Consider the following 26,716-nt stretch of genomic DNA (forward strand, 5'->3'; position numbering starts at 1 on the left):
ATGAAGATCCTCTTTGTGAGCGAACAGTTCCCGTGGCCTCTCGACAATGGAGGCGCACAGCGTACGCACCGTGTTCTCGAGGGCTTGGCCGGTCCGCACGAGGTGACGCTCGTTGCCCACGAACCGACAACCGATCGCGACACCGGTCTCGCCGCACTCGAGCAATTGTGCGAAGTGGTGACTGTCGCCGAGCTTTCGGTGTGGCGGCGGCTTGTTCAGAACGTCCCCCGGTCGTCTTCGCATGCCCATTCGCTGTGGCTCAATAAGAACGCTTCCCCCACACTGCTCAAGCGTGTGTTAGAGCTCTGTGCAGACCAAGCCTATGACGCGGTCCACTTCAATATGCTCGACACGGCATGCTTCATGCTTGGCCGCGAGGATCGCCTGCCTGACAAGGTGATATTTGATTCTCACAACTGCTTGTCCGACCTTGCTCGGCAAGCAGCGGCCAACGAGCGTAACCAGTTGAAGCGATTCGTATTGGATCGCGAGGCGAGAGCCCTGGCGACCATTGAGCAGCGTATCGTTGAGCGTTCAACGCTCACCCTCGTCTGCTCCGAGGACGAACGAGATCAGTTTCTTGCTATGGCGTCTCAGGCTTGTGTCAAAGTCGTGCCGAATGGCGCCACTGCACAGGCCCCGATCGAGGCGAGCCCTCCAGCGGAGTCGCGTTCTTTGGCATTCGTGGGGGCGATGGACTACGCTCCCAATGTCGAAGGAGCTCAGTGGTTCTGCCAACATGTCTGGCCTGGCCTGCGCGCCGCCGAGAGCGACGCCCGGCTGTACCTCGTCGGTCGCCATCCAACCCGAGCGGTGCAAGCCCTGCGAGAACTCCACGGGGTTGAGGTCACTGGCACAGTTAACGCGGTTGAGCCTTACCTTGCCCGAGCTTCAGTGGTGGTTGTCCCGCTATTGTCGGGAAGCGGCACCCGATTGAAGATAGTTTCGGCCATGGCCTCAGGGCGACCGGTCGTGTCCACCACCATCGGCGCCGCAGGGCTGGGGCTCGTTGACGGAGAGCACTTGCTGATCGCCGACCGCCCTCGAGAGTTCGCCGAAGCGATCCGGCGTCTCTGGGAAGATCCCGATCGAGCTTCGCGGATCGCAGCATCGGCTCGCGAGGTGTTTGAAGAACGCTTCACCTGGAACGCCATCCAACTACAACTGTTGGAGTGCTACGACTCGCTCACCGCCGCCGTCCCAATGAAGACATGACGACGCCCATCACTCCAAGCAATCCCATCGAGGGTCGGCCTGCCGCTTCAGCGGGCCGCTCCACGGCCGAAGAGCGGCCGATGGTGATCCACGCGCGTGGCATCACGGGCGCCGGCGGTGGGCCGGAGAAGACGATCGCAAACTCCCCCCGGTTCCTTGAAGCCGCGGGCTACGATTGCTTGTGCGCTTACATGCACCCGCCCGGTGATCCGGGGTTTGAGGCGTTCCTTGATCGGGCCGATAAGGCCGGCGCCCGGGTTGACGGGGTGCCGGACCGGGGGGCTTTCGACCTGAGTGTGGTGCGTGCGTACTCCAAAATATGCGATGAGACCAACGCCGCGATTTGGCACGCGCACGACTACAAGACCGATGTTTTAGGCTTGTTGCTGCGTCGCGGCCATCGGCGCCGGATGAAGCTCATCACCACGGTGCATGGGTGGGTCGAGGCGACTCGCAAGACAGCCGTCTACTACGCCATCGATCGACGTGTTTTGCGTTTCTATGATCATGTGATCGCTGTCTCCGACGATCTGTACGAGGAGTGCTTGCGATACGGCGTGCGTGAGAACCGTCTGAGCTTGGTCCGCAACGCGATCGACGAGCAGCAATTCACCCGCACGCGAACGGCTGAACAAGCACGCACGCTGCTGGGACTGCCCGCGGGGGCGCCTCTGATCGGCGGCGCCGGGCGGCTTTCGCCTGAAAAGGCGTTCGACACCTTGATCCACGCTGCGGCCAGAATCGAAGGTCTCGCCGCCCCAGTGCATGTGGCGATCGCCGGCGAGGGAGAGGAGCATGGCAGGCTCTTGGCTCTAGCCGAGCGGCTGGGCATGGGGGGCCGTGTGCACCTGCTCGGCCGACTTCAAGACGTGACGCCTTTCTTCGAGTCGCTCGACGCGTTCGTTCTAAGCAGCCTCCGTGAGGGCTTGCCCAACGTGGTGCTCGAAGCGATGGCGCTCGGCGCCCCGGTCGTGTCGACCCGTGTGGCGGGTGTTCCGAAGCTCATCGACGACGATCGGCACGGCCTGCTTGTCGACATCGGAGACACCGATGGGCTCGCTCAAGCGATCGGTGCGCTGCTCACCGACAAGCCGCGAAGCGACCGTCTGCGTGAAGCGGCGCGGCGGCGCATCGAGTCCGATTTCAGCTTCTCGAAGCGGATGGACAGCGTGATCGCGATCTACGATCGCCTGCTGGGCGCTCCCCGGGAAGGTGACGCATCATGACCGTCGCCCTGAAAGCAGTCGCCATCGTCTCGCTCGTGGCGAGCATCTATAGCTACTTCATTTACCCGCTATTGCTGCTCGCCATCCCGAAGCGGCGTTCGGGCGCCGTCGCCGAAACCTCAGAGGCGACGTCATCCCAGCCACCGCGAGTCTCGCTCATCGTCGCTTGCTACAACGAGGAATCGCAGCTCGCTGAAAAGCTCGACAACTGCTTGGCGATCGACTACCCAACCGATCGGCTGGAGATCATCGTGGCGTCAGACGCCTCGGGCGATCGGTCGCACGAGATCGCCGAGGGGTACGCCGAGTGTGGCGTGAGACTCATCGCCAGCCCCGAGCGTCGTGGCAAGGAACACGCCCAGGGTCTGGCCGTGGCCGAGTCAACGGGCGACATCGTTGTTTTCACCGATTGCGGCTCACGCGTTGAGCCCCGTTGCCTGCGGACCATCGTGGCCCGCATGGTGGACCCCGACGTGGCGGCTCTCAGCAGTGAGGACCGGGTGCTTACGGCCGAGGGCCGGGTCGAAGGCGAGGGCCTCTACCAACGCTACGAGATGTGGCTCCGCCGGCTCGAATCGGATCGCTCGAGTTTGATCGGACTGACCGGCGCGCTGTTCGCCGTTCGCCGCGAGGCGTGCACGCCGTGGGACTCGAGCGTCGACAGCGATTTCCGCTCGGCGCTCAACGCCGTTCGGAGCGGGAAGGTGGCCGTCACGGAGCCGAACTTGCTCTGTATCTACAAGGGGATCGACGACCCCAAGCGTGAGTACCAGCGCAAGGTGCGCACCGTGCTGCGAGGCATGTCGTGCCTGGGCCGGTACGCGGGGCTACTCAACCCCTTCCGCTGGGGGCTGATCTCGTTCCAGCTCTGGAGCCACAAGGTCGCTCGCTGGGCGACGCCTTGGGCGATGGTAACGCTGCTTATCGCCAGCCTGCTGCTGGTGCGTGATAGCGGATTCTTTCGAGTGCTGCTGTTCTTGCAGCTCGTGTTCTACGGCGTGAGCTTGCTCGGGTTGCTAACGCCGGCTATGCGCCGCTTGGGTCCCGTGCGCGTGATATCGTTTTTCACTTTGGCGAATGTCGCCATTCTTCAAGCGGGGGTATTGTACAGCCTCGGCCGCCGGGTAGGCGTGTGGGAGCCGACCAAACGATGAGCGACTACGCCTTGCTGTACCACGCCCTCTGGCAGGGCGACGCCCCACCCGAGGGCATGCCGGCCGAGGAGTACAATCTCACGGTCGAAGCCGACGCGTTTAGCCGCCAGCTGGCCGAGCTCGAGCGGCTCGGGATCGACGTGGTCGATATCGAGGAACTGCTCGAAGGGCCGGCCGAGGGCCGCCGCCGATGCGCGATCACATTCGACGACGGCCACCGGTCGGACTACGAGCTGGCGTTGCCCGCGTTAAGAGACCGCGGGCACACCGCTATCTTTTACGTCATTACCGATAAGACCGATCGTGACGGCCGGTTTCTATCGTCCGAACAGATCCGTGAGATGCGTCGGGCAGGCATGCGGATTGGTTCGCACACCGACACCCATCCCTGGTTGCCGCTGCTAGACCGGCAGGGGGTTCGACGAGAGCTGCGAGAGTCGAAAAAAAAGCTCGAAGACCTGCTCCAAGAGGAAGTTGCCGACTTCTGCTTGCCCGGCGGACATTACAATAAGATGGTGCTGGAAGAAGCCGCCGCGGCCGGCTACCGCTCGGTGGCGAGTTGCCGTGTGGGAGTCGTGGACGCCGACCGATTCCTGCTGCCGCGCCTTGAAGTGCGGCGCCGGCTCGATGCAAAGCAGTTCGCCGCCACGTTTGACGACGCCTGCCTCCGAAGGCTCGCTCGCCGAGAGGCGTGCAAGGCGACGCTGCGTCGCACGCTAGGATTGAGGTTCTATACCCGACTGCGCTCGATCGTATCGGGCCTAATCACGATCGACCGATAAAAGGCGTTTTCGCTTTGTATTTGCTTGTGACAGTAGACACGGAAGAGGACGACGCCTGGTCGGGAGGCTATCCGCCTTCGGGCCAGTCGGTGCGTAACATCGAACGTTTACCCAAACTGCAGCAGCTGTGCGACCGCCACGGCGTGCGGCCGACCTACCTGGTCAATTCGCCCGTGATCGACGACGCCACGTCTAGGTCCGTGCTGCAAACACTTCACGCCGAGGGCCGATGCGAGATCGGCGCCCACCTGCACGCGTGGTGCGACGGTCCTCACGACCGCGACTCTTACGACGACCGCACATCGTATCTGTGCAACCTGAGCGAGCCGATCCAACGCGCCAAAATCGAGCGACTCACCGACAAGATCGCCAGCGTGTTTGGCGCAGCGCCGGTTTCGTTCCGCGCTGGGCGGTACGGCATCGATCATGTCGGTCTGAAGTTGCTGGCGGAATTTGGTTACACGATCGATTCGAGCGTGCTGGCTTTCCGCGCATGCGGCGACCACGGGCCCGACTACCGCGACTGCCCTTGGCAGCCCTATCGGGTTTCGGAATGCGACATCCGCATGGCGAGCGACGAAGGTTTGATTTGGGAGGCGCCCGTGTCGGTGGGCTACACCCGTGGCGAGCAAGAGGCGGCCCACCGCTTGTTCGAGCGACTCAATCACCCCCTGCCCCGCGTGCTCAAGGCGCCCTCAATCGCACGCCGACTCGGTGTCGCGGCCCAAGTGAAGTGCAGTCCCGAGCAAAGCACGGCCACAGAGATCATCCAACTGTTTGAGGCATACCGCGCAGCCGGCGCCGAAACGCTCGTGGTCTTGCTGCACAGCTCGTCGCTTATGCCGGGCGGTTCGCCTTACGCCCGCAACGAGTCCGAGGCCGCCGAGATCCTCGCTCGTGTCGATCGAGTGCTAACGCATTGCCTCTCCTTCGAGGGGGTGAAAGGGGTTACCCTCGCCCAGCTCGCCACGAGTCTGGAGGCCCAGCGATGCGCCGCGTGATCCGAGGCGCCGCCACAGCGGTCGCCGTCCTGCTCTCCCCCGCCACGTGGCGCTGGCAGTTCCGGCTGTGGGAGTATTATGTCAAGTTCAACATGCGGGCGATCGGACGGCTCGGTTCTATCGGCGAGGGCACGCACATCGAGCCCACGGCTAAGCTGACCGATCCGGAGCGGATTTTTCTCGGCAAGAACGGACACATCAATCACATGGTCTGCCTTCAGCCGGGCGACGCCGTCATCCGCATCGGCGACGACTTCCTGTGTGGGCCAGGCACGATGCTTTTCGCCACCAACTACACACCAGGCCCGGGCTTGCTCCGTGAGAGCGACTGGAGCGGTGGCGACATCACAATCGGCGACGACGTGTGGCTCGGCGCCGGAGTGGTCGTCACGGCCGGAGTGACGATCGGCGACCGCGCCGTGGTGGCCGCCGGAGCGGTAGTCACCAAGGACGTGGCGCCGGGGACCATCGTGGGGGGAGTGCCGGCGAAAGCGATCGGTCAGCGGCCGCCACCACTACAGGAGTTGGTGAATCAAGTTGCCGCAGATCAATAGCGAAATTTAGCACCGGCGTTCATTCGTCCGGTTTAGTTCCCTAACGAGTTGGCAAGATATCCCATTAGATGGCTCCCGCAAGCGAAACCACCGATATCTCGCAACGCCTCGGCGATGCTTGTGCGAGTTCTTCTGGAAACGCATGCGACCGCGTGCCGGTAACTTATCTGATAGGCACTCCCTACTGCGGGTCAACTTTCACATCGATCTACATGGCCACCCACCCAGAAGTGGCGACGGTGGGTGAACCTGCCCCGAGCCGCAAGGTGCGACGAGACCCGGCGAGGCTGGCAAAATATCCTTGCAGCTGCGGCAAGACGATCCGAGAATGCGGCTTTTGGCAAGCGATGTTTGTAGAACTCAATCGCTTGGGGGCGCCCTTTGCCCATGACCGTTGGCCGAACGTATACACCTACGCCAACAAGACGCTCGACAGGATTTTGTACGGCTACTCGTCGAAAGTAAGCGTGCGATTAGCGCGGGACTGGGCCGACAGAAGGCTGCCGCTCCACAGGGATCGAGTGAAGCTTGCCGATCTCTCCAACGAGCTTTTCTACCGATCCTTGCTCAAGGTAACAGGAAAACGAGCTGTTTTTGACCCAGACAAGTCTCTGTGGCGGTTCTGGCATCTCCGCGAGCTACCGGGGCTCGAGATGCGAGTGGTGGTGATGACTAAGGACGTTCGCTCGTTTGTCGTTTCGGCGGCAAAGCGTAACTATAGTCTTGTAGAAGCGGTCCGCATGTGGAGTGCGAGCTATCGTGACGCCGAAAGTTTGACCGCCTCGATGCCTAGAGACCGGATCCTGTGGGTGAAGCACGAAGAGCTGTGCGAGAAGACCGACGCCACAACGCTTGATCTCTGCGAATTCATGGGGGTTGAGTCAATGACCCTTCCCCAACCCATTTACCCCAGTCAGCAGCACGTATTGGGCAACCGAATCCGCCGTAGTGAGAGCCTCTCGATCCGCCCGGCTTCGCCTTACCAAGAGAGCATCACGCCCGAGATGGAACGCGAGATTCTCGCTATCGCTGGTGAAGCGAACGAACGTTACGGTTACATCAACTGAATCAGGCGCGATGAATCTCACTGACCAAAAAGCCTCGGCCTCAGCAACGGCAGCCCCGCAAGCGGCCGATCCGATCGAGCCGATAGTGCGGCGATCACGCTTCGCTCCGCGTGAGGAATTCCCGGGTGACTCTGAGGCATGGCGTGTTTTAGCCGGGCGAACCGGTATCGCCGGCGCCCATCACCTGCCAGCTATGGCGACCGCATTGAGCCGAGGCTTTGGTCACTCGGGCTACGCCCTCGAAGCGTACGAAGGCGAGAGGCTCACTGGCGCCTTGCCCTTGTTGGCGGTCGAGTCGCGTTTGTTTGGCCGGTTTCTTGTTAGCCTCCCTTATTTGAACTGGGCGGGGGTCCTCGCAGAGAACGTTGCGTCGGTTCGGGCGCTCGTGGATGAGGCGATCGCGTTGGCGGATGAGCGAGGGGTACGTTACCTGGAGCTTCGTCAAGAATTGGCGATTGAGCACCCCTCCCTGACGCCGCTCAAGACCGAGAAGGTGCAGATGCGCGCCCCTCTTCCCGGGACCGAAGAGGGCGCCTGGAAGATGATCCGCTCCTCGGTCCGCAGTCAAATCCGCAAGGGGGACAAGCAGGGCTTCCGGATCGAGTTTGGAGGCGACGAACTGCTAGACGATTTCTACTCGGTGTTCAGCGTGAACATGCGCGACCTGGGGACGCCGGTCTACGGTAAGCGGCTGTTCAGCGAGTTGCTCAGCATCGGCCCCAGTCGCGCCGAGCTATGCGTTGTGTATCAGGGGCCTTTGGCGATCGCTTGCGCGATGTTGTTCCACATCAACGGAGTGACTCAGGCGCCTAGCGCGAGCGCGCTGCGGTCGCATCGAGCTACCGCGGTGAACACGTGGATGTATTGGCGGATGATGGCCCGTGCTGTGGAAAAGGGAATGTCCACGTTCGACTTTGGCCGCAGCACGATGGAGGGGCCCACCTACGACTTCAAGCGGAAGTGGGGCGCCGAGCCTCAGCCCGCCCCCTGGTGCTATTACGTACGCGAGGGGAACCCCGATGAAATGCGTCCCGAAGGAGGCCGCTATTCGGCCGCAATCCGTACTTGGCAGCGTCTGCCTGTGTGGCTCACCCGTTTGGTCGGTCCGCCCATAGTGCGCGGCATTCCCTAGCCGTCGGTGGGGGAGTCGATGAGGTCAATCCGTATTCAAAGTGTTTCAACCTCAGAGTCCGCGAAGGCCTCGTCGATCGCGTCGTACACTCTGACTTGCTCTCTATTTTGGCGTTGCTGCTGAGATTGCAGGCTATTCTCTGCTTGGTCGAGCCGCTCGCCGAACTGCTGCTGTTGCTGGGGGGCAGATACGGGCAAGGATTCTTCACGCGGTGTGCTTGAGGCTCCAAGCAGCAAGCTCGTATTATTCGTCACGTGGCTTGTTGGCGTAGCTCTGGGTCTCGTCACGACGGGCTGGGTGTAGGCGTCTCTCCAAAAGCCGAAGTCGGCCGCCGATACAGTTCCGTCCCCATTGCCATCGGCGCCGTAACCATTCGGGACGACAAGCCCATATTGGTTAATCCAGGTTCTAAAGTCATTCACCGTGACAGCGCCATCGAGGTCGTAGTCAGCCATTAGCCTCGTAGGAGAGGTCTGACGGTTGAGCTCCACAACATCCTCGGCAGATAGTGCGGAGGCAATGATACGGACGTCGGAGATCGCGCCTTTGTAGCCTGTGATCCGGTTGGGAGCGCCGCCGATGTAAAGCTTCTGGGTTCCCCAACTGGGGTAGTGGATGCCGCCGGCCGAGTCCTCGCTGGCTTGCAGCTCACCGTTGACGTAGAGCCGCAGCGAGCCGCCAGCGTCGGTTGTGTCGAAAGTCATCACCAAGTGGTCCCAATCGCTCCGATCAGACCAATCTCTCCTGTTCACCTCGAAGAACGCATCCACTTGGCTTAGGTCGCCATCGACCACCGAAGCTCGATAGCCGTTCTTTAAGAGGCCTCCCCGTTTGAGCGACAACTCGTACGCCGCAGCGGTGCCTGAATCGAACCTTACGATCGGCGCGTAGTGATTGTACTCGGTGTGATTGACCCAAGCAGAAACCGTGATCGACGAGTGCTGCTTGAGAAGCTCACTGGTTTCGATTTCAACGTAGTCGTCACGGCCATCGAACGTCAGTACACCGTTCTCGTAGACTGCGCCATGGATGACGCCGTCGAGGTTGAAACTTGCATCGTCTTTCGCAACAACGCCGCCATTGCTCTGTTCCTCGTCGAGACTCCAAGCGGCGACGATCGTCTTCTCGGCAGGGTCGAAGCGTACGTCGACTGCGAATTCGAGTGTTGACTTGGCCTCATTCGTGTCCGACGCTTCAAACTTGAAGTTGTGGATCCCCGCCTCTTCGATGCCGGGTGTCCAACTCAGCATACCGGAGACAGGGTCATAGCTTACCCCATCGGGCAGCTGGAGCGCTTCAATCTGAAAGAAATCGCCCTCGAAGTCATTGGCCGAGATGGTCAGCGAGAGATCGGCGCCCACATAGCGAACCAGGTCGTCGATTTCAGCGAAGCTTGGCGCTTTGTTGATCGGTCCTCGCCGTTCCACGTCGATGGGGAGTCGCAAGGTCCGCTCGGACTTTTCACCGATCGGTTCGCCGTTCTCGTCGGTGAGGAAAGCAGTCGCTTGGTATTCACCCACGGTGAGGTGGTCGACATCGACCGAACCAATTAGGTCCGTGGTTTCGAGGGGCACACCATTGATGTCGATTGAAACACGGTCTACGAGTTGGCTGTCACCGAGAACCGCGTAGTAGAGACGGAGCTCGCCTAGATCATCGGTCGCGAGGTTGTAGAACAGACGTGGTTGGGCGTCGAGGCTATCGGGCGTCTCGGTAGCGAGGCCGTTCACGCCGAGGGCCTTGGCTCGAGTCAACGCTGTCTCGCCCGTGTCGCCATCACGCAAGCGAGTCGGTGCGACAGCGCCCGCGGCTGCGGACCCCGTGAACGAGAAAAACTCTTCGTTGGTCAGCCCCTCGGCGCCGTCGCCGAAACGGGAGGAGAGTACGTAGACCGGGGACTGCTGATGGTAGAACACCTCCACATCGATCCCTTCCGCGCCGCCGAAGCTGCTGATCAGGTTCGATTCGGCCGCGGTGTAACTGATCGAGCTGGGGGGATTCCACTCCATGGTGACGTTGTTGGCGGAACCGGGGTTAAGCTCGTCGCCGAACTGCACATTGCGGATCGACATGTCGCGAGTGCCATCGAGCGGTTTTTGGTTCCATGCCCAGACGACAATATTCTGCTCGTTGTCGAGGTAAGAATCCTCGAGTGTCAGAGAGTCGCTGACCCCCCTGCCCCGGTTGAGATAGCCGATCGTCATGTTCTGAATGTCGGCGTTGCGGACGATCGATTCCGAGGCGTGAGCGCCGCCGTGCACAATAGCCGCGTTAGGTGTCTGGTTACTGGGGCCGCCGTTGACGGTAGTCCGGCCGATCTTTCCAGCTTCGCCACGTTGGAGCCAGCCATCGATCTCGTAAGCCGAGCTGTAGTAGAAATTGATGCCCCTGTCAGATATATGCCACGCCTTCGTGTCGGAAATCCGGTTCGCTTTAGCGCCCGGTTGCAGCTCGCGATTGCCAATCGTCCAGATCGAGACGCCTTCTCTTGTAGCCCCGTAGAACTCATTTCCATAAAAATTGTCGACCGCTTCTTCGACGAGATTGACCACGCTGGATTCACTTGCATTCCGTAGGTCCGCGCCAGCGAAAAGTGGCGTGTTGACCTCTCGGTAGGATCGACTATTGCGGGTAATCGGTGTATTGCCTGCATAAACCAATACGGCAGTCCCGTGCACATTGGCCGCTACATTGTTGCTGAAAGTGCTTAGCGGCCCGGCGAGCCAGTAAGCGTTGCCGCGGTCGCCGGTGTTGAGTTCCTCGGGGCCGTAACTGTCTTCGCCTCCGTTGACGCGGACGACGAAGTTGTGATCGAACAAGTTGCCGGTCTCGTTGCCCGCTTCGGTGGCGAAGGATGCGCCGTCGATGTCGTAGTAAACGTTGTCGCGGTAGAGACCGAAGTGCGCATTGTGGACTGTGGTGCCCCATTTCAGGCCGCCGTCGATGACGTTGCCTACCGAGATCGCCTGGTACCGTTCGCCCTCGTAGCTGAGGCCCTCCTCGGAGCCCCACAAGTGATGGTGGTGTTGGCTGTAGCGACCGACCTGGTTCGTCCCGATGTGTGTGACGGCGCCACTCTCGTCGTAGGTTGTCGAATCGAGCCGCGCGGCGCGAGTCCGCCCCAAATCTTTCATCGCGACGTAACGCAAGTCGGCGTTGGAAGTAGCGACGAACATCGTGTGGCCGCGGACCCCATCGGGATTCTCCGAGCGGATCACGATGTTGCGAGTGAGCGAAGCGGCGTGAGCCGCCAAGGTTTCGCCCTCTTCCGTTTGAGTCGGGCTGCCGTCGGCGTCGCGCGGGCCCTGATGGTTGTATGCCAGCGGCTCCTCGAGGGTGATCGTCGACCCGTCGATCGCCGCGATAGTCACGGTCTCCCACTGAGGCGTGTAGGTGTAGTAGCCATCGAGCGAAACCGGGTTGATCTGCCGGGTGTCGGGAAGCACGATCGTGTCCCCCACGCTCCAGCCATCGGTGTTGTCGCTGAGAACTAGCTGATCGTCTCCCGCCATGGCGTCGCCCGCCAAGCGGATGAACGTGTTGGTTACCGGCGAGCCGTGCATAACGACGGTGCCGAACGACAAGAGCGCGTTGCCATACTGCGAAGGATCGACGCCCGGGTTCTCGACCGTACCTGTTTTGTAGTGATAGCCGTCGGCGTTCGGCGTATCCGTGAACACGATCTCGCTGGTCACACCCGCCTGGACAGGATCATCGGCCGTGCCAATCGTCAGCACGCCAGTCGGCAACACCATGATCTCGTTGAGGTAGAGCGACGTGTCGGCCGTGGTGCTGAACTCGAGCACGCCCGAAACCTCGATCACATCGAGTCGGGCGAGCGAGTCGACGTCGTAATCGACCTCGTGCCCCTCAAGGATTGACACCACGTCATCGACGCCCGGCACCGTGCCGGTGCTCCACGTGTCGGGGTCGGACCAGGCGCCGTCACGCGCCGATAGCACAGTTGGCTCGGCGCCGAATCGCGGGATGCTGTCGGATGGCGTGTTGACGTGGGTCGCGGTGACGTTGATGAGCGAGGGCAGAGCGGCGTCCAGCATGACGCGAGACTCAAGCCCCTCGAAACGCGGAGTGCGGGAGCGGCGTGGTTTAGAAACGGACAAGTTGCGATTTCGGGGCATAGGGGAGATGGGGGGCGAGGGGGCTGGACTGGCGCCCAAAATGCGCCGGAGGCCTCGAGGCCCTAGGCACGCTTGAATTGGCGAAGCGGAGAGTCCTGGCGAAGAACTGGGCCAGGGCTAGGAATTTGATTCCTAGATACTCAGGCGGAACGGATTTCGTGATGCTCTGGGACTAGGTCGCTACTCGTATCACCTACCTGAGCGAGCATTCTACAAAAATCCTCCTTCCTTCCCACGCTAAATTATCTAATCCTCACAAACGGTCTAGCGGCCTGGTTGGGCCTTTTCGGCATCTCGTATCGCGCGCTCCAGCTTGCAGGTTTGTCCGACACCATCTCATGGCGTTGTTTTGCTGCAAGGGTGGGTTTGCTGCGGCACCGAGAGATCGTAGGCAGTTAAACTAGAGGCTTCCCACGGACCGAAAGTGATAGCGACAAGGCTTTTTTCGGATTCGCCCGTGCAAGCGTTCCGCAGCAATCCATGCATCAAGGCTGGCCGTTCCGACTGCCGCAGCAGAGCACCATTGCCCGAGCCAATTGATCAGCCTGCAGAGACCACCGCCCGCGAACGGCTTTGGGCCGTGGCTTTAGCGATAGCAGGCTTACTGGCGTTCGCCTATCTGTCCTTTTTACCGCTGCAGCTACGCGATGTTTCTTTGTCAGAGGCCCTGGAGCGCGCTCGCCGAATTCCGTGGCTCGACATTGACCTAGCCCATCGAGCGGATTGGGTTGCTAACGGGCTGATTGCCTTGCCGCTAGGCATACTGGCTGGGGCGGCGCTGTGGCGCCGAGGTCGTACTTTCTGGAACCTCGCCGCGGCTGCGGTCTCGTGGTGTTTGCTCACCGCCGCTGTGCTGGCCGTCGAAATCGCTCAGATATGGTTTGCGCCACGCACCGTCTCATGGAACGACGTCGCATCCGAGGCGGTAGGCATAGGGATCGGGCTCCTGATCTGGGCCTGCTTAGGGCCTGCGCTGCTAAAGGCACTGAGACGTTTAGCAGCCGCTGATTCCGGAGAACCGCGTGTCGCGGCCCTGCTGGCCTTGTATGCGTTTGGACTCTACGCACACGAAGTGATGCCTCTCGACCTCGTCGGCGTTGAGGGGCTTAGCGTAAAGTGGGAGTTGGGGCGCCTCCAACCATGGCCTCGTGTGGCATCGGGGGCCGATTTCTTAGACCCGCGTGATATGTTGGCGGCGGTTTGCAAATTCGTCCCGGTCGGCGTTCTCTGTTTTCTATGGCGAGCCGCAGCCGTCGACCGGCGTGCAGTCTTCTACATGGCGGCGCTAGCTGCGGCGCCTGAAGTTTGCCAAATCATGCTCTTCAGCCGCACCGCCTCGATGAGCGACGTACTAATCAACGCCTTGGGCATTGCCGCGGGCTATCTGGCTGCGTCTCGCTGGCGAACGGTGCTGATTAGCTTGGCGCCACTGTGGCGACGCAAATGGGCGTTGGCTGCGGTCACGCTGATTGCCTGGGGAGCCGCGATCGCAATGATCATCGCCCTGCTGTGCATGGACTGGGAGACGGTACTAACCGACCGCTCAATGGCTCTAAAGCGGCTCAACGGGTTTTGGGAGCCCCCCTTCGCGTCGCTCTATTGGCTCTCAGAACTCGAAGCGCTATCGAACATCTTGAGCAAGAGTGCGATGTGGGCGGCGCTCGGCGCCCTGCCCGCCATCGCTGTTCGGCTGGGCAGCACCAGCCGAACTCATCACCGCGCCGCCGATGTGGCTGCAATCTTGTTGCTCTCGTCGATAGGTGTTGGGGTCGAATGCCTGCAAGCGTGGCTTCCTCCCCATGTCCCCTCGTTGACCGACTGCTTGCTGTACGCCACCGGCTCTTGGGTGGGGGTCACGATTGTCCGATACTGTTGGCCGGCGGGCCTTCAACCGTCGGGAGATAGCGCCCGCTTCAACGTGGGCGTCTGAATGGCCTGCCCGCCGCGGCTAAAAATTCTTCGTACCAACCGAACGCAACGCAACTTACCGATGTCGCACAGGCCGCCACTCACTCGCCCCGAAGCGGCCGCCATCTACGGGTTTCTAGCCTTGGTGCTCGTTCTGGGTTCTTGGACAAACGGCGGCGATTTAACAGCCGACAGCGGTTTGGCGCCGCTAGCCGAGCAGTCGCAAGGCGGGCGCGTCGCCGACAGGCTGGTGAATTCCTTGCTGGGATTCGCCATGGGGGGGGCGGCTTTCGCGGCAATGTTAGGCGGGAACTCGCTCCGTTCGCGATGTGTTGGTTGGCTGCTAGCGGTCTTGTCGCAACTCGTGTTAGGTGTAGCGGTCGAATATGGTCAGGCGTGGCTCGCCGGCCGCACGAGTTCCTGGCATGACCTCTTGGCGCAGGTCCTCGGTGCAGCCACTGGGGCGGGTCTTGTTGGATGCTTCACCCCGTTGCCGAAAGGCCGCGAATCTCTAGACACACAGCCCAGCGACCCGCCCAGGCGGTGGCGAACAAGGCTGTTGCTGCTGACGATGGTCGCCCTGCTGTGGAACGCCTGGCCGCTCGACGTCGTCAGTGGGCCCGATGAGATAGCCGCCAAGTGGCGTGGCGGCGAGTATCGGCTGCTCCCTGAGTCAGCCGCGCAGTCGCTCGCCATTGCGGGTGAAGCGTTGTTCGCGTTCGCGTACGGATACGCCCTCACGGCGTGTTGCGGCCTGCGGCTGACTGCGCGTGAAGCCGGCTCGCAGTGTGTGCTGGTCGCGGGCGCCCTGGCGTGCGTTCGCCTGGTGACGGTTGGCGCCCCTCTCACCATGGTGGGAGTAGCGGTGATCAGTCTCGCTTCGCTCGCAGGCGGCTTGTTAGTGCGTTGGCGCCATGCTCAGCACCAGATCTCAAACAATCCTCGCCAAACCGCGTTTCGAGTTCTCGCTACATTGGTGGTCGCGTCGATCACCGCAGTGATGTCCCCGCTCGTCAGTGGGCCCTTAGGATCTCATGGGCTAATCCTAGCGGAGCGGGCGACGATCGATCGGCGTCTCCGCGATATGATTTCGCTCGACTTGCAGTCGCTACTCACAGGCGAGGCGTTTGTATCCTTAGCTAGCCTTGGGGTAACAGTCGCCCTGTTCGTCGCCGCTGGCGCTGCGATGGGCTGGGTTTTCATCACCAGAGTGGAAGGCGATCGGGGGCGGGCTGCCTGGTTTCAATTGGTGGCGGTGTGCTTAGCGACAGCAGCGCTGAGCGAGCTGGTCCAGCTGGCGTTCGCCAACCGCGGCCCCGAGCTAGGCGCTCTAGCGGTCAAAACTTGCGCGCTAGGTTTAGGCGCAGCCGCTGCTTGGAAGGGCTTGGCGATCAGCGCAAGCGAACGCCGAGAGGATCGAGCGTAAGAGATGCAGCGTATTGCGCTGCGGTCGTTCGCGGTGCGAGACCGCCTACGATCAGCCTTGCAGGCTGCGTTTCTGGCGGTTGGTCCGCACAAGGACTCCCGCCACAAGAACGCCCCAAACCATCATGGTGGCCGGCTCGGGATTCGCCTGGAGCTGAACGATCTGGTCTTGCTGCGTGGGGTGCATCAAGGCCATCAGGCTCAGGCTGTCGTTGCCGGTGAGCGAAGGAAGCGAGCCTAGCCACGAGTTGGCTACGCCGATCGCCGTCGCCAAGTCGCCACTCGGCGAGTCATTGGTCACGAAGAACGTTCCCTGGTTGTCGCTCACGTCGAGTGTGGCGGCCAGCGGGGGATTGTCGGTCGGGCCGCTGGGATCCTCGTGGACGATCTCCCAGATCGCGAGCTGGAAAGCGATGGCGTCGACCAGATTCGAGCCCGTCGCGGCCGCCCAGTAGTTGTCGGCCAACAAGTCGAGAGCGGCGGCGCGGTCGGCGCCGATCACATACCCCGGAGCGCCGGCAAGAAACGGATCGGGCGCGGCGGCTAGCAAGCCCTTGTCGTAATCCTGCCAACTCCCTTTGACGTATTGGCTCAGCTCGATGCAGAAAGAAATCAGGTTGTCAGCTTGCCCATCGCCGTCGGCGATGTCGATGAGCTGCAACTCGGGCGTGCCGGTCTCGTTGCGAACGTCCCAGATCTGCTGGCCAATGGTCCCGGCGACGAGATCGCCATTGAACGACAAGCCGACCGAACCCAGCCCGCCGGCAGGGTTGATCTGGAGGAACTTCATCTCCACGCTTGCTTGCGCACTAGCAGCAAAGCTCAGTACGGCCGCGACGGCGCAAGAAAGGACGAAGTGGGTAATGCGTAGAGTCATGCCGTCAACGTGGGGGAACTATCCATGCGTAATCGTGCTTGAAAACGGCCCGGTCCTGCGGCCATAGCGAAGTCACTATCAAGCTATCTTATATTGGATAACCAGCACTCTCCCGTCAATCGGATTGAACCAAGATTTCGCACCTTTTACGGGTGTGCGCACTCCATTGGGGGCGCCACAGGGATTTCCTCGCTGAGGGGGGGCGTCAAGAGTAAGGCAAATCAGCAGGTATATGGCCAGATGCTTGAGCGTTTCGGCCTTTTAGACCAAGCTTAAAGTCTTCTGTGCTGGACTCGGCTACCCGAAATCCCTGCCTACGCCACCCGGCCTATCTATCCCCCGAGCCTCGCGCTCTTCGACTACCTTTCGATAGAACCACCTGCATGCGTACCTTTCTATGTTGTGCATTGCTGGTGGCATCGGGATCCATTCCCGGCAACGCGCAAGCGGGCAAGGTGGTGCTGCTCGGCGACGACTGGCTGCTTTCTGACTACGCGTTCGACGCCTCGCCCACAGCCACCGAGACGCTCGCCGATAGCCTGGCGGAGTACGCGATCGGCCCCGGCGCCGGCGAGGTGCTCATCGCATCGGATCTGCTGCCAATGATCCCCTTCGGCAAACGCGGCGTCACGTCCGACGCTTTCGTGGCTCGCTTGCAATCGTTGGGGCACACGCTCACCGTTGACGCCGCTGCGAGCATGACACTGGAGAACCTCGCGCAGTACGACGCTGTGTTGCTCGCCGGCTCGGTCGGCAGCGGCAGTGCGAACTCCACGGCGCTGGAGCATTACGTGCTCACGGGCGGCTCGGTGGTGATCGCGGCCGGCACGGAAGATTTTAGCTCTTACGCCGACGAGGCCGCTGCCTGGGCGCCGCTGCTTGAAGCGTTCGGGCTCGAACTGGGGGCCACGGGTCTTGGGCCTGCGTTCGGCACGATCGCCGAGGTTCCCGCCTCGACCACCGCCGGCTTGCCGGGCGACGGGTCGAGCCACCTCTCGTGGAGCTCGGGCCAGGTAGCCACGGCCGCCTCGACGACCAACCCTCGCACGACCGTGGCGGTGCGCGGCGATTTCAGCGGCCTGGGAGGTGGCCCTCAAGGCGCGCTGAATGACGTGATCGCCCTCTACGAGGCGCCCTACCTGCCGGGCGACTTCAACGACAACGGCGTGGTCGACGCCGCCGACTTTACCGTCTGGCGCGACGCCTTGGGCGAGTCGGTCACGCTGCCGGGCGACCCGACGCCGGGCACGGTGACCGAGGCCGACTACGACGTGTGGGTGGTGAACTTTGGCGAGACGGCCGGTGTGGCCGCCGCTGCCTTGGGCGTTCCCGAGCCGGGCGCCGTGGCGTTGGCGTTTATCGTCTACGCCGTGTTCGGGGCAAGTTCATGGCGGCGACCAGTCCAGTCATAATGAACGTGGATGGTTCAGGCGCTGATACTCCCTCGGCGGCGATCGGCGTCACGGCAATGTTGTCGAAATAGCCGTAGATGCTCGAAGTATTAACGGCCGGTCGGAGGTACCTCAACTCGAGGTCGTACCACCCCGGGGCGAGGCTGGTGACGACGCCGCTGAGCGAATCGCGGATTGTCTCGCCGCCGCTGATCGTGACGCCGTTCATGTCGACAACATCGACCATGTGGCCGGCGAGCCAGAGTTCAAACCTTCCGGGCGCTGTGTTGCCAAATCCCGAGTTGTTGAACGACGCGATGTCGGCGGTCGCTTCGTAATCTCCTCCGACGAGGAAGATCGTTTGCAGGACGCCGCCTCCCGCGACTTCGTCGTCTAAGTAGTCGTCCTGGCCGGCTCGGATCGCCATGGCGTACGAGGAAGATCCATCGCCGTCGGTGTCGAAGCTCCGCCGTCCCGGTGAGTCGAAGTAGAGGTCTGAGTTGGCGGTGGCGGTCGGGGTCCATCCGGTTAGACCGCTCAGCTCGAATCCTTCATTCACGACGCCCGGCGTCGGAGCCTGGCTGTAGTTCTCACGCCACACCTCATAGTCGTCTTCGTCTACTTGTCCGTCGCCGTCGCCATCGGCTCGCAGGTCTTCGCGGCTGTGGAGCGTGTCGCGCCACACGGTGAAATCGGCCGCGTTCGCCCAGCCGTCGCCGTTGTAGTCGCCCTTCAACGTGGGGGATGAGAAATCGATCTCAAGCAATGGACCGGCGCCGAAAGAACTCTCGTCCGAACGCACTCCTAGGTAGAGAGGCGTGTCAACGCTCCGCATTCTCAGGCCAAGATGCGAGGCTCCGCTCGTCACCATTGCTTGCACTCTTTGCAGATCAAGCGGGATCACGACTTCATCGCAGCAGCTTTCGGGAACGCTGAGCGCGATCAAACTCCCCGCTGCCTCGCCGTCGGATAGAGATGCGAGGCCATCGCCCTCGTAGCCGGTGACGGCGATGCGTGGCGAGCCGGAGGAGCTGGTTGCATCGAGCCTGAGGCGCACCGACTCGATTCGGGCGTTCGTTGGAAGGGTCCCGAGTGGGAACTCAATCAAAGTCTGTTCTTCGGGAAAGCTGCTCGATCCCGGAGTGCCGCCGATCAAGAGCGACGTCTCACCGTCGGACAAGATCTTCGTATCGCCCGGCGTGTAAGTGGCGTCGAAAGTGGGGCCGATCGATGTGGAGCCCGCGGGTCCGGCAGGGACGGATACTTCGAAGCGATCGACCGCGGTCAAATGGTCGTTGTCATAGCCGTTGGCGCCGAGTCCGGCGTAGAGCGAGGAATCGAATCGCAACCCAATCGTATCGCTGGTCACCCGATTGCCCTCCATGACCACGCCAACCGATGCGTCACCGTCGGCGCCGAAGTCTTCGAGTTGGATGTCCCAGCTCAGTTGGTTGCCGCTAGTCAGGCCGTACTCCACGCCGAGCTTGTACCATCGCTCCGACTTCAAAGTGCCCACGGGGTAATCGAGGCTGAATCCGGGGTACGAGCCGCCTCCTTGTTGCAACGGGCCGGCGCTAATCGAATCGGAGTCGACATAGCGTCTAATCTCGGCAAACGCGCTGTCATCCCCGAAGGGGCGTCCCGTGGGGCTCTTGGTCAGATAGACCTCGCCAAGGGGAGAGAATGTGCCTGAGGCAATTGGTTCAAGTTGGCCCGTCTTAAAGAATGACGACACGTAGATCGTGTCGCTCGCCTCGGCGAGTGCGAAGCTCTCGGCGGCGTAAGTCAGGTCGTGAGAAGAAGTCGGCGTGAAGGCGCCGCCGCCACTGATGCCGGAGCTTCCCGACCAGAAGGGAGTTGGGCCCCCGGCGATATTGAACTGCGATAGATCGCTAGGCGTATCGAATTCGACGACGACTGCAGTAGCAGAACTCGCTGAAAAGATGGCCAGTATCAACCCAACTTGCCAAGTTCCGACGCCCCACCATGCGTGTCTCATTGGTCTACCACCCTTGGATTCAGGTCTGTGTCGTCGAGTAATGAGCGGCCAACCGGACGCATTCAATTGCATGAGAGAAGACGCCGCGGCGGCACTATAGCATGCCGGTCTTGCGTGTGCGAATCAGCTTGCTGAGCCGAATACGCATCATCCCCCTTTCGCAGGAGGTCCGTGGTAGCGGGGGACTCCTCCTCTTAGTTCAGCGCATCGCGAAGCAAGGAAGATAGTGGCGATAAGCCTTCGATAAACGATCTCGCGACCCAGCAGGCTTCAAGATCGACGCGTTGCCCTAGGCCAGTAGCCCACGATCCGATGCCGGGCACGGTGGCGTGGTTAACTGCGACGTGCGGGGTGAGGATTTCAGCAACATGGTCCCGGCGTCATTCGCTTCGGGTACGCCCAACAACGCCAGTGTGCCGGACCCAATTGGTTGCCGTATCGCTACTTACCGGTGTTGTTGAAGGCATGTCGCAGACTCGCCATTCACGAAGAACGAAGAAGAAGTTTGGCGGTCACAGCGGCGATCGAGTTTTCATAACCGCTGTCCGAAATCGCTTGCAATTGCTCGCGTATCCAGCCCGCGTCGTAAAGCAGCCAGTTGTTCTCGTCGAAATGCGACCTCAGACCGTCGGTATGCGACGCGATGATCTTGCCGGCCGCCAAGCAGAGTTGGACTTTGGGGTTCTTGCGGATCGACTTGGATTCTCGCAATTGCTCCACCAATCTACGGAACACCACTTCACGGGTCGTGGGCTCATTGAAAAGCTTGTAGTTCTTAGAGCGGTTTTCGAATTGGTGTAGACGAGCGGGGAAGCGATTGGTGGCGTGGCGAGGAAGCCGAAGCAGGCAATGCGGTGCATTGTCGATGCAGGCTGACGAAGCCATGACGCCGATCGCGAGCCGAGCGTCTACACCTATGAGCAAACCGCTCTAGCGTAGCTACTGGTAGGATCGAATGCCGTGAGCCTCACGCCGGAAGAGTCCAAGTACGACTTGCACTCGACTACTCGCAGAACGTTGTCTCCCGGTCGATAAGCCACAACGTCGAGCTCCCACCGGGGCGACGAGTGCCTGCCGATCTCTACTTTTTCTGACTTGGTAAGTTTGACATTCAATGAAGTCTGGACCCAAAAACCGTCACGCATGAGGATCGTTGCGATGAGCGATTCGAAAGCGTCCATGGGAGCACCTTGGAGGAGGCAGTTGTCCAGGTATTGAAGATTACCGGTCGACCCGCGCCCCGGCCCCGGCCACGAGCTTCTCCACCTCGGCGAGCGAGGCCATCGTCGTGTCGCCCGGCGTGGTCATCGCCAGGGCGCCGTGGGCGGCGCCGTACTCGACCGCCTGCTGGGGATCTCCCGTGGTGAGCATGCCGTAGATCAGGCCCGAGGCGAAGCTGTCGCCGCCGCCGACACGGTCGAAGATCTCCAGATCGTTGCGCTGCGTCGCCTCGTAGAACTGGCCATCGTGCCAGGCGAGCGCGCCCCAGTCGTTCACCGTGGCCGATTTCACGGCGCGGAGCGTGGTGGCGGTCATCGCGAAGTTGGGGTACTCCTTCACGGCGCGCTCGATCATCCGCTTGTAGGCGTCGAGCGGCAGCTCCTTGTGCCCGTCGCCGACGCCCTCGACCTCCAGGCCCAAGCAGGCGGTGAAATCCTCTTCGTTGCCGATCATCACGTCGACCAGCTTCGCCAGTCGGCGATTCACCTCTTGGCAACGCTCGTGGCCGCCGATCGCCTTCCACAGGCTGGGCCGGTAGTTCAGGTCGTAAGACGTGACAACGCCGTGCTCCTTGGCCTTGGTGAGCGCCTCCTCGACGACGGCGGGCGTGGTGTCGCTGAGCGCTGCGAAGATGCCGCCGGTGTGCAACCAGCGGACGCCTTGCTTGCCGAACAGCTCGTCCCAGTCGATGTCGCCCGGCTTCATCTGGCTGGCGGCCGTGTGGCCGCGGTCGCTGCAGCCCACCGCGCCACGCAGCCCGAAGCCGCGCTCGGTGAAGTTCATGCCGTTGCGGGCCTCGCGGCCGACGCCGTCGAACTTTCGCCACTGGACGAACGACTGGTCGACGCCGCCGGTGTAGATGAGGTCTTCGAGCAGCCGGCCGACCTCGTTGTCGACGAAAGAAGAAACGAGCGTGGTGCGCAGGCCGAAGCAGCGCTTCAGCCCGCGGGCCACGTTGTACTCGCCCCCACCCTCCCACGCCTGGAACGTGCGCGTAGTGCGCACGCGGCCGTCGCCCGGGTCGAGGCGGAGCATGACCTCGCCTAGCGAGGCTTCGTCAAAACGGCAGGAATCGGCGGGCTTGATCGTGAGTGGGGGCATCAGGAATTCACCACAGAGAACACAGAGTTATCAGCACAGAACTAGACGCGGATCAGCGAGGATGCAGCGGATTGTACGCAGATTCAAGCGTGAGTCGATCCGCCGCAATCCTGTGAGCCGTAGTGATCCAGGGGCATTTTTATCCTGGCTCCGTGCTCTCTGTGCTCTCAGTGGTTAATCAAGGCTTTGAGCAAGAGTCACCGCTTCGCGGACCGCCGCCTCGACCGGGGCGAAGTCGCCGCCCGCGTAGAGCTTGGGGGCGACCATCCAGCTGCCGCCGCAGGCGACGACGCTCGGCAGAGCCAGGTAGTCCAGAAGGTTGCCGGGACCGACGCCGCCGGTGGGCATGAACTTCACGCCCCCCTCCACCGCCGAGGCGTAGGGGGCGGAGATCGCTTTTAAGGTCTTCACGCCGCCGAGCGCCTCGGCGGGGAAGAACTTCATCGTGCCGAGACCGCAGTCGAGCGCCGCTTGTAAGTCGGTCGGCGTCGCGACGCCGGGGCAGACCGGCAGACCGAGTTTCTGGCAGCGCTCGACCACCTTGGGCGAGAAGCCGGGCGAAACGACCATCACGGCGCCGGCGTGCGCGGCGCGGTCGACCTGTTCGGCGGTGAGCACCGTGCCGGCGATCACCAACAGGTCGCCCCGAGCGGCCATCGTGCGGATCGACTCCTCGGCCGCGGCGGTGCGGAACGTCACCTCGGCCACCGGCAGCCCGCCGGCGACGAGCGCCGCGGCCAGCGGAGCAGCGTGGGCGGCGTCGTCCAGCGCGATCACCGGGGCGAGCTTGTGGTGGGCGAGCGTCTCGAAGGGGTTTGGCATGGCTTAAGGATTTATTCACCACAGAGGCACAGAGAGCACGGAGGAAAGCACGAAGAATGGGACGCGGATGAACGCGGATTGAAGCGATGAACGCGGATCAGCTTGATTTCTGATCCGCGTCAATCCGCGTCAATTCGCTGAATCCGCGTGCATCCGCGTCCTCTTCTTCTCTCTTATCCGTCTCCGTGTCCTCTGTGCTCTCTGTGGTGAATTTTTCAGAGGTACAGGTTGATGACGTTCTCGAACAGCTCCTGGCGGCCCGAGGTGTTGGGAGCCGCTTCGCCCTTTTCGAGCATGATCTTGCTCAGCGAGTCGAAGTCGTGCTTGCCCGCTTCGATCTCGGCGCCGATGCCCGAGTCCCAGCTGGCGTAGCGCTCGCGGACCATCCCCTCCAGGCGGCCGTCGGCGCGCATGGCGGCGGCGATCTTCAGGCCTCGGGCGAAGGCGTCCATCGAGCCGATGTGGGCGTAGAACAGGTCGATCGGCTCGAAGCTCTCGCGGCGCACCTTGGCGTCGAAGTTCACGCCTCCCGGGTTGAGCCCGCCGTACTTCAGGATCGAGTGCATGCACTGCGTCGTGAGGTAGATGTCGGTGGCGAACTGGTCGGTGTCCCAGCCGAGCAGCAAGTCGCCGGTGTTGGCGTCGATCGAGCCGAGTGCGTCGGCCGCGCCGGCCGCCTCGAGCTCGTGCTGCATCGTGTGGCCGGCCAGCGTGGCGTGGTTCGTCTCGAGATTGAGCTTGAAGTGGTCCTTCAGGCCGTACTCGCGGAGGAAATTGAGACACGCAGCCGTGTCCGAATCGTACTGGTGCTTGGTCGGTTCCTTGGGCTTGGGCTCGATGTAGAACTGCCCGGTGAAACCGATCTTCTTGGCGTAGTCCACGGCCATGTGCAGGAACTTGGCGAGGTGCTCCTGCTCGCGCTTCATGTCGGTGTTCCACAAGCACTGGTAGCCTTCGCGGCCGCCCCAGAAGGTGTAGCCCTCGCCGCCCAGCTCGTGGGTGACTTCCATCGCCTTCTTCACCTGGGCGGCGCCGTAGGCGAAGGCCTCGGCGTTGCAGCTCGTGGCGGCGCCGTGCATGAACCGCGGGTTCGAGAACAAGTTGGCCGTGCCCCACAACAGCTTCACACCGGTCCGCTGCTGCTCTTCTTTGAAGACCTTCACGACGGCGTCGAAATTGTCGTGCGACTCCTGCAGCGACTCGCCCTCGGGCGCCACGTCGCGGTCGTGGAACGCGTAGTAGGGGGCGCCGAGCTTCTCGAAGAACTCGAACGCCACGCGGGCGCGGTTCTCGGCGTTGGCCACGTCATCGACGCCCGACTCCCAAGGCCGCACGGCGGCGCCGGGGCCGAAGGGGTCGCTCCCCTGGCCACGGAACGTGTGCCAGTAAACGACGCTGAACCGCAAGTGGTCCTTCATCGTCTTGCCTTCAACCACCTCGTTCTCGTCGTAGTAACGGAACGCCAGCGGGTTGTGGCTGTCGGGGCCCTCGAAAGGGATGCGTTCGATCTCGGGAAAGGCGGGCATGGCTGATGAGATTTTGGAAAGGAATTAGCCGCAGATGAACACGGATGAACGCGGATGCGGTCTGGTCGGTTGCGTTCTCTTGGCTGCGTTGGAAAAAGTAGGAAACGAATCTCTGTGCGTTGATAGCGAGAAGAGCGTGCCCCGAATTCGGCGTCCGCGATCGTCTGCGCTTGTCTGTGGCTAAGTCGTCTGCGGCTGAGTAAGTCTGCGGCTAGATCGTGATGCTGGAAAAACCGCCGTCGACCACGATGTTCTGGCCCGTGACGAACGACGCGGCCCGTGGCGAGGCCAACCACACCACGGCGCCCGCCAGCTCCTCGGCCACGCCGAAGCGGTTCATCGGCGTGTGGCCGATGATCGACTCGCTGCGCGGCGTCAGGCTGCCGTCGTCGTTGTAGAGGAGCTTGCGGTTCTGCTCGGCGGGGAAGAAGCCGGGGCTCAGAGCGTTCACCCTTACGCCCTTGGTGGCCCACTCGCGCGAGAGGAACTGCGTGAGATTGATCACGGCCGCCTTGGCCGAGGCGTAAGCCGGCACGCGCGACAGCGGCGTGATGCCGGCCATCGAGGCGATGTTGATCACGCTACCCTTACCCGCCACCACCATCGAGCGGCCGAACACCTGGGCGGGCAGCAGCGTGCCTCCGACTAGGTTGAGGTCCGATACCGTGCGCCACGCCTCTTCGGGGATGTCGCAAAAATCGGCGCCGGGCGGCAGCGTGGCGTCGGGGTGATTGCCGCCGGCCGCGGCGACGAGCACCGTCACCGGGCCGAGTTCGGCGGCGATCGCCTCGTTGGCCTTCTCGAGCGACGAGCGGTCGAGGGCGTCGGCCGCTTGGAACATGGCCTTCGCGCCAAGCTTCTCGAGCCGGTCGACGGCCGCCGCGCCGCGCTCGGGGTTGCGACCCAAGACGGCCACCTTGGCGCCGAAGGCGGCGAGGGCGTCGGCCATCAGGCCCCCCAGCGTGCCGGTGCCGCCAATCACGGCGGCCACCTCGCCGTCGAGCGAGAACAGGTCGCGGTTGATCGTGATCGAGGGGGCGGGGCTCGTGGTCATCGGCTCGGGCATCGGTGGCTGTTGGGGCGTTCGTGCTTGTCGGAGAGTAGGAGGACCGCTGCGCGGTCGACGGACGGCGCCGCTGCGGGCGGCCGAGACTGGCGAGTATAGCCGGGCGGCGGAGCGGGTTGAATGGTCAACCGGCCGGCCTCGGCATCGCCCCTCTAACCGTAACGGCGAAACGAACCCGAGCGTCGTGGCCGGCGACCGTACGGGACGTTCTCCGATTGCGCAATAGTGTGTCGCGATCAGGGGCCCGAATGCAGTGGGATTGCGGTATCCGGGGACGTTGCTGCAAAAAGGACAAACTGCCCTCGGAGCTGCTCCTGCAAGGTGAGTGTGGAGTGCGAGGTGACACCTCACTAGCCGCCGAGTTTAGCGTTTTCTTCCTGTGAGGGGGGCATCGTGCCGAGCGTCGCCGGGGTTCTCCCGAGCCACGCCGGCGGCATGACCTTCGGTTGGGAGGTGCTCTACCACCCGCACGACGTGACGATCCGTCTGGCGGACGTCGGCGTGGCCGTGCCGGAGCCGGGCGGGTTGTTGCTGGCCGCCTGCGGGGTGCTGGACTTGCTGCGGCGCCGGCGAACGGTCGACCCCGGCGCCGCGATCGCCGATACTCTCAGAGTAGCCCGCCGCCCCCTGCCCTTTCTGTGAGCCCACGCCATGGCCGAGCGCGAGACGCTGTTCACCAAGATCATCCGTCGCGAGATCCCCGCAGAGATTGTCTTCGAAGACGACCGCTGCTTGGCGTTCCACGATATCTCGCCGCAGGCGCCGGTGCACGTGCTGGTGATCCCCAAGAAGCCGATCGCCTCGTGCGATGAGCTGGCGGACGACGATGCGGCGCTCGTGGGCCATCTCTATTTGGTGATGCGTGACTTGGCCCGCAAACTCGGCCTGGGCGATGGCTACCGCATTGTGGTCAACACCGGCGCCGACGGCGGTCAGGCGGTCGACCACCTCCACTTCCATCTCCTGGGCGGCCGCCAACTCAATTGGCCGCCGGGTTGAGGGCCCACGCTTCGTCCCCAGGGGCGATCCTCATCGGCGCCGCTATGCTCCAGCCTGATCGAGTGACGGCCCCCCAAGCGGGTGTTAAGTCGTTCCGGTTGGGCGGTTGGA

General features: G+C 62.4%; 19 protein-coding genes and 1 pseudogene. 12 read left to right on the forward strand and 8 right to left on the reverse strand.

All coding sequences use genetic code 11. The features are described from left to right. From Mal64_RS00610 to Mal64_RS00645, 8 genes and pseudogenes are all read left to right on the forward strand, one after another. Nucleotides 1-1,215 carry a glycosyltransferase gene (locus tag Mal64_RS00610; protein ID WP_146395659.1) on the forward strand — a complete coding sequence of 405 codons (1,215 nt, stop codon included), beginning with the start codon at nt 1-3 and terminating at the stop codon, nt 1,213-1,215. Continuing rightward, nucleotides 1,212-2,441, forward strand: coding sequence for a glycosyltransferase (locus Mal64_RS00615; RefSeq protein ID WP_146395661.1), 1,230 nt, complete (start codon nt 1,212-1,214; stop codon nt 2,439-2,441). The genes Mal64_RS00610 and Mal64_RS00615 overlap by 4 nt, the downstream gene beginning before the upstream one ends. Then, nucleotides 2,438-3,595, forward strand: coding sequence for a glycosyltransferase family 2 protein (locus tag Mal64_RS00620; protein WP_146395663.1), 1,158 nt, complete (start codon nt 2,438-2,440; stop codon nt 3,593-3,595). The genes Mal64_RS00615 and Mal64_RS00620 overlap by 4 nt, the downstream gene beginning before the upstream one ends. Then, a complete protein-coding gene (locus Mal64_RS00625; protein ID WP_146395665.1) occupies nt 3,592-4,377 on the forward strand; it encodes a polysaccharide deacetylase family protein in 786 nt (261 codons plus the stop codon). Before Mal64_RS00620 ends, Mal64_RS00625 begins: the two co-directional genes overlap by 4 nt. 26 nt (nt 4,378-4,403) lie before the next feature. Beyond that, complete coding sequence (locus Mal64_RS00630) at nt 4,404-5,378, forward strand: polysaccharide deacetylase family protein (RefSeq protein ID WP_197525300.1); 975 nt, start codon at nt 4,404-4,406, stop codon at nt 5,376-5,378. A gap of 338 nt (nt 5,379-5,716) precedes the next feature. Beyond that, a pseudogene (locus tag Mal64_RS20345) lies at nt 5,717-5,884 on the forward strand (DapH/DapD/GlmU-related protein); the annotation flags it as partial. A gap of 260 nt (nt 5,885-6,144) precedes the next feature. Next, on the forward strand, nt 6,145-6,999 hold the full coding sequence (locus Mal64_RS00640; RefSeq protein ID WP_146395670.1) for a sulfotransferase: 855 nt from the start codon (nt 6,145-6,147) through the stop codon (nt 6,997-6,999). Between the two features lie 10 nt (nt 7,000-7,009). After that, the gene (locus tag Mal64_RS00645) at nt 7,010-8,131 is read left to right on the forward strand and encodes a FemAB family XrtA/PEP-CTERM system-associated protein (protein WP_146395672.1); all 1,122 of its coding nucleotides are present in this window, start codon (nt 7,010-7,012) and stop codon (nt 8,129-8,131) included. Between the two features lie 35 nt (nt 8,132-8,166). Here Mal64_RS00645 and Mal64_RS00650 read toward each other — a convergent pair whose 3' ends face one another. Continuing rightward, nucleotides 8,167-12,270, reverse strand: coding sequence for a LamG-like jellyroll fold domain-containing protein (locus Mal64_RS00650; protein ID WP_146395674.1), 4,104 nt, complete (start codon nt 12,268-12,270; stop codon nt 8,167-8,169). A 523-nt stretch (nt 12,271-12,793) separates the two neighbouring features. Here Mal64_RS00650 and Mal64_RS00655 point away from each other — a divergent pair. Then, nucleotides 12,794-14,200, forward strand: a complete 1,407-nt coding sequence (locus Mal64_RS00655; protein ID WP_197525303.1) for a VanZ family protein — start codon at nt 12,794-12,796, stop codon at nt 14,198-14,200. 1,455 nt (nt 14,201-15,655) lie between these two features. Here the strand turns inward: Mal64_RS00655 and Mal64_RS00660 are convergent. After that, entirely contained in the window at nt 15,656-16,393 is a 738-nt protein-coding gene (locus tag Mal64_RS00660; RefSeq protein WP_146395678.1) for a hypothetical protein, read from the reverse strand. Nucleotides 16,394-16,863: 470 nt separating this feature from the next. Here Mal64_RS00660 and Mal64_RS00665 point away from each other — a divergent pair, with 470 nt between their 5' ends. Next, the gene (locus Mal64_RS00665; RefSeq protein ID WP_146395680.1) at nt 16,864-17,892 is read left to right on the forward strand and encodes a hypothetical protein; all 1,029 of its coding nucleotides are present in this window, start codon (nt 16,864-16,866) and stop codon (nt 17,890-17,892) included. On the opposite strand, the gene Mal64_RS00670 is transcribed toward Mal64_RS00665, so the two are convergent. The 6 genes from Mal64_RS00670 to Mal64_RS00695 form a co-directional block, all read right to left on the reverse strand. Continuing rightward, nucleotides 17,837-19,870 carry a hypothetical protein gene (locus Mal64_RS00670; protein WP_146395683.1) on the reverse strand — a complete coding sequence of 678 codons (2,034 nt, stop codon included), beginning with the start codon at nt 19,868-19,870 and terminating at the stop codon, nt 17,837-17,839. The genes Mal64_RS00665 and Mal64_RS00670 overlap by 56 nt on opposite strands. A gap of 483 nt (nt 19,871-20,353) precedes the next feature. Continuing rightward, nucleotides 20,354-20,755, reverse strand: a complete 402-nt coding sequence (locus Mal64_RS00675; RefSeq protein ID WP_146395685.1) for a hypothetical protein — start codon at nt 20,753-20,755, stop codon at nt 20,354-20,356. Nucleotides 20,756-21,091: 336 nt separating this feature from the next. Continuing rightward, entirely contained in the window at nt 21,092-22,192 is a 1,101-nt protein-coding gene (locus tag Mal64_RS00680) for a sugar kinase (protein WP_146395687.1), read from the reverse strand. A gap of 174 nt (nt 22,193-22,366) precedes the next feature. Further along, nucleotides 22,367-23,014: a bifunctional 4-hydroxy-2-oxoglutarate aldolase/2-dehydro-3-deoxy-phosphogluconate aldolase gene (gene eda, locus Mal64_RS00685; protein ID WP_146395689.1), complete on the reverse strand. Its 648-nt coding sequence runs from the start codon at nt 23,012-23,014 to the stop codon at nt 22,367-22,369. A 215-nt stretch (nt 23,015-23,229) separates the two neighbouring features. Further along, the gene (gene xylA, locus Mal64_RS00690; protein ID WP_146395692.1) at nt 23,230-24,540 is read right to left on the reverse strand and encodes a xylose isomerase; all 1,311 of its coding nucleotides are present in this window, start codon (nt 24,538-24,540) and stop codon (nt 23,230-23,232) included. Between the two features lie 211 nt (nt 24,541-24,751). Further along, on the reverse strand, nt 24,752-25,594 hold the full coding sequence (locus tag Mal64_RS00695) for an SDR family oxidoreductase (protein WP_146395694.1): 843 nt from the start codon (nt 25,592-25,594) through the stop codon (nt 24,752-24,754). A gap of 405 nt (nt 25,595-25,999) precedes the next feature. On the opposite strand from Mal64_RS00695, the gene Mal64_RS00700 reads away from it, so the two are divergent. Further along, on the forward strand, nt 26,000-26,248 hold the full coding sequence (locus Mal64_RS00700; RefSeq protein ID WP_146395697.1) for a hypothetical protein: 249 nt from the start codon (nt 26,000-26,002) through the stop codon (nt 26,246-26,248). A 9-nt stretch (nt 26,249-26,257) separates the two neighbouring features. Continuing rightward, a complete protein-coding gene (locus Mal64_RS00705) occupies nt 26,258-26,605 on the forward strand; it encodes a histidine triad nucleotide-binding protein (RefSeq protein WP_146395699.1) in 348 nt (115 codons plus the stop codon). Nucleotides 26,606-26,716: the final 111 nt, after the last annotated feature.

This window comes from Pseudobythopirellula maris, assembly GCF_007859945.1.
GTDB classification, from domain to species: domain Bacteria; phylum Planctomycetota; class Planctomycetia; order Pirellulales; family Lacipirellulaceae; genus Pseudobythopirellula; species Pseudobythopirellula maris.

Coding starts and splice junctions, on each gene's coding strand:
- Mal64_RS00645 (WP_146395672.1), top strand. CDS start 7,010: ATGAATCTCACTGACCAAAAAGCCTCGGCCTCAGCAACGGCAGCCCCG.
- xylA (WP_146395692.1), bottom strand. CDS start 24,540: ATGCCCGCCTTTCCCGAGATCGAACGCATCCCTTTCGAGGGCCCCGAC.
- Mal64_RS00665 (WP_146395680.1), top strand. CDS start 16,864: ATGCGTACCTTTCTATGTTGTGCATTGCTGGTGGCATCGGGATCCATT.
- Mal64_RS00650 (WP_146395674.1), bottom strand. CDS start 12,270: ATGCCCCGAAATCGCAACTTGTCCGTTTCTAAACCACGCCGCTCCCGC.
- Mal64_RS00615 (WP_146395661.1), top strand. CDS start 1,212: ATGACGACGCCCATCACTCCAAGCAATCCCATCGAGGGTCGGCCTGCC.
- Mal64_RS00660 (WP_146395678.1), bottom strand. CDS start 16,393: ATGAAGTTCCTCCAGATCAACCCTGCCGGCGGGCTGGGTTCGGTCGGC.
- Mal64_RS00670 (WP_146395683.1), bottom strand. CDS start 19,870: ATGAGACACGCATGGTGGGGCGTCGGAACTTGGCAAGTTGGGTTGATA.
- Mal64_RS00610 (WP_146395659.1), top strand. CDS start 1: ATGAAGATCCTCTTTGTGAGCGAACAGTTCCCGTGGCCTCTCGACAAT.
- Mal64_RS00675 (WP_146395685.1), bottom strand. CDS start 20,755: ATGGCTTCGTCAGCCTGCATCGACAATGCACCGCATTGCCTGCTTCGG.
- Mal64_RS00680 (WP_146395687.1), bottom strand. CDS start 22,192: ATGCCCCCACTCACGATCAAGCCCGCCGATTCCTGCCGTTTTGACGAA.
- Mal64_RS00705 (WP_146395699.1), top strand. CDS start 26,258: ATGGCCGAGCGCGAGACGCTGTTCACCAAGATCATCCGTCGCGAGATC.
- eda (WP_146395689.1), bottom strand. CDS start 23,014: ATGCCAAACCCCTTCGAGACGCTCGCCCACCACAAGCTCGCCCCGGTG.
- Mal64_RS00695 (WP_146395694.1), bottom strand. CDS start 25,594: ATGACCACGAGCCCCGCCCCCTCGATCACGATCAACCGCGACCTGTTC.
- Mal64_RS00640 (WP_146395670.1), top strand. CDS start 6,145: ATGGCCACCCACCCAGAAGTGGCGACGGTGGGTGAACCTGCCCCGAGC.
- Mal64_RS00620 (WP_146395663.1), top strand. CDS start 2,438: ATGACCGTCGCCCTGAAAGCAGTCGCCATCGTCTCGCTCGTGGCGAGC.
- Mal64_RS00625 (WP_146395665.1), top strand. CDS start 3,592: ATGAGCGACTACGCCTTGCTGTACCACGCCCTCTGGCAGGGCGACGCC.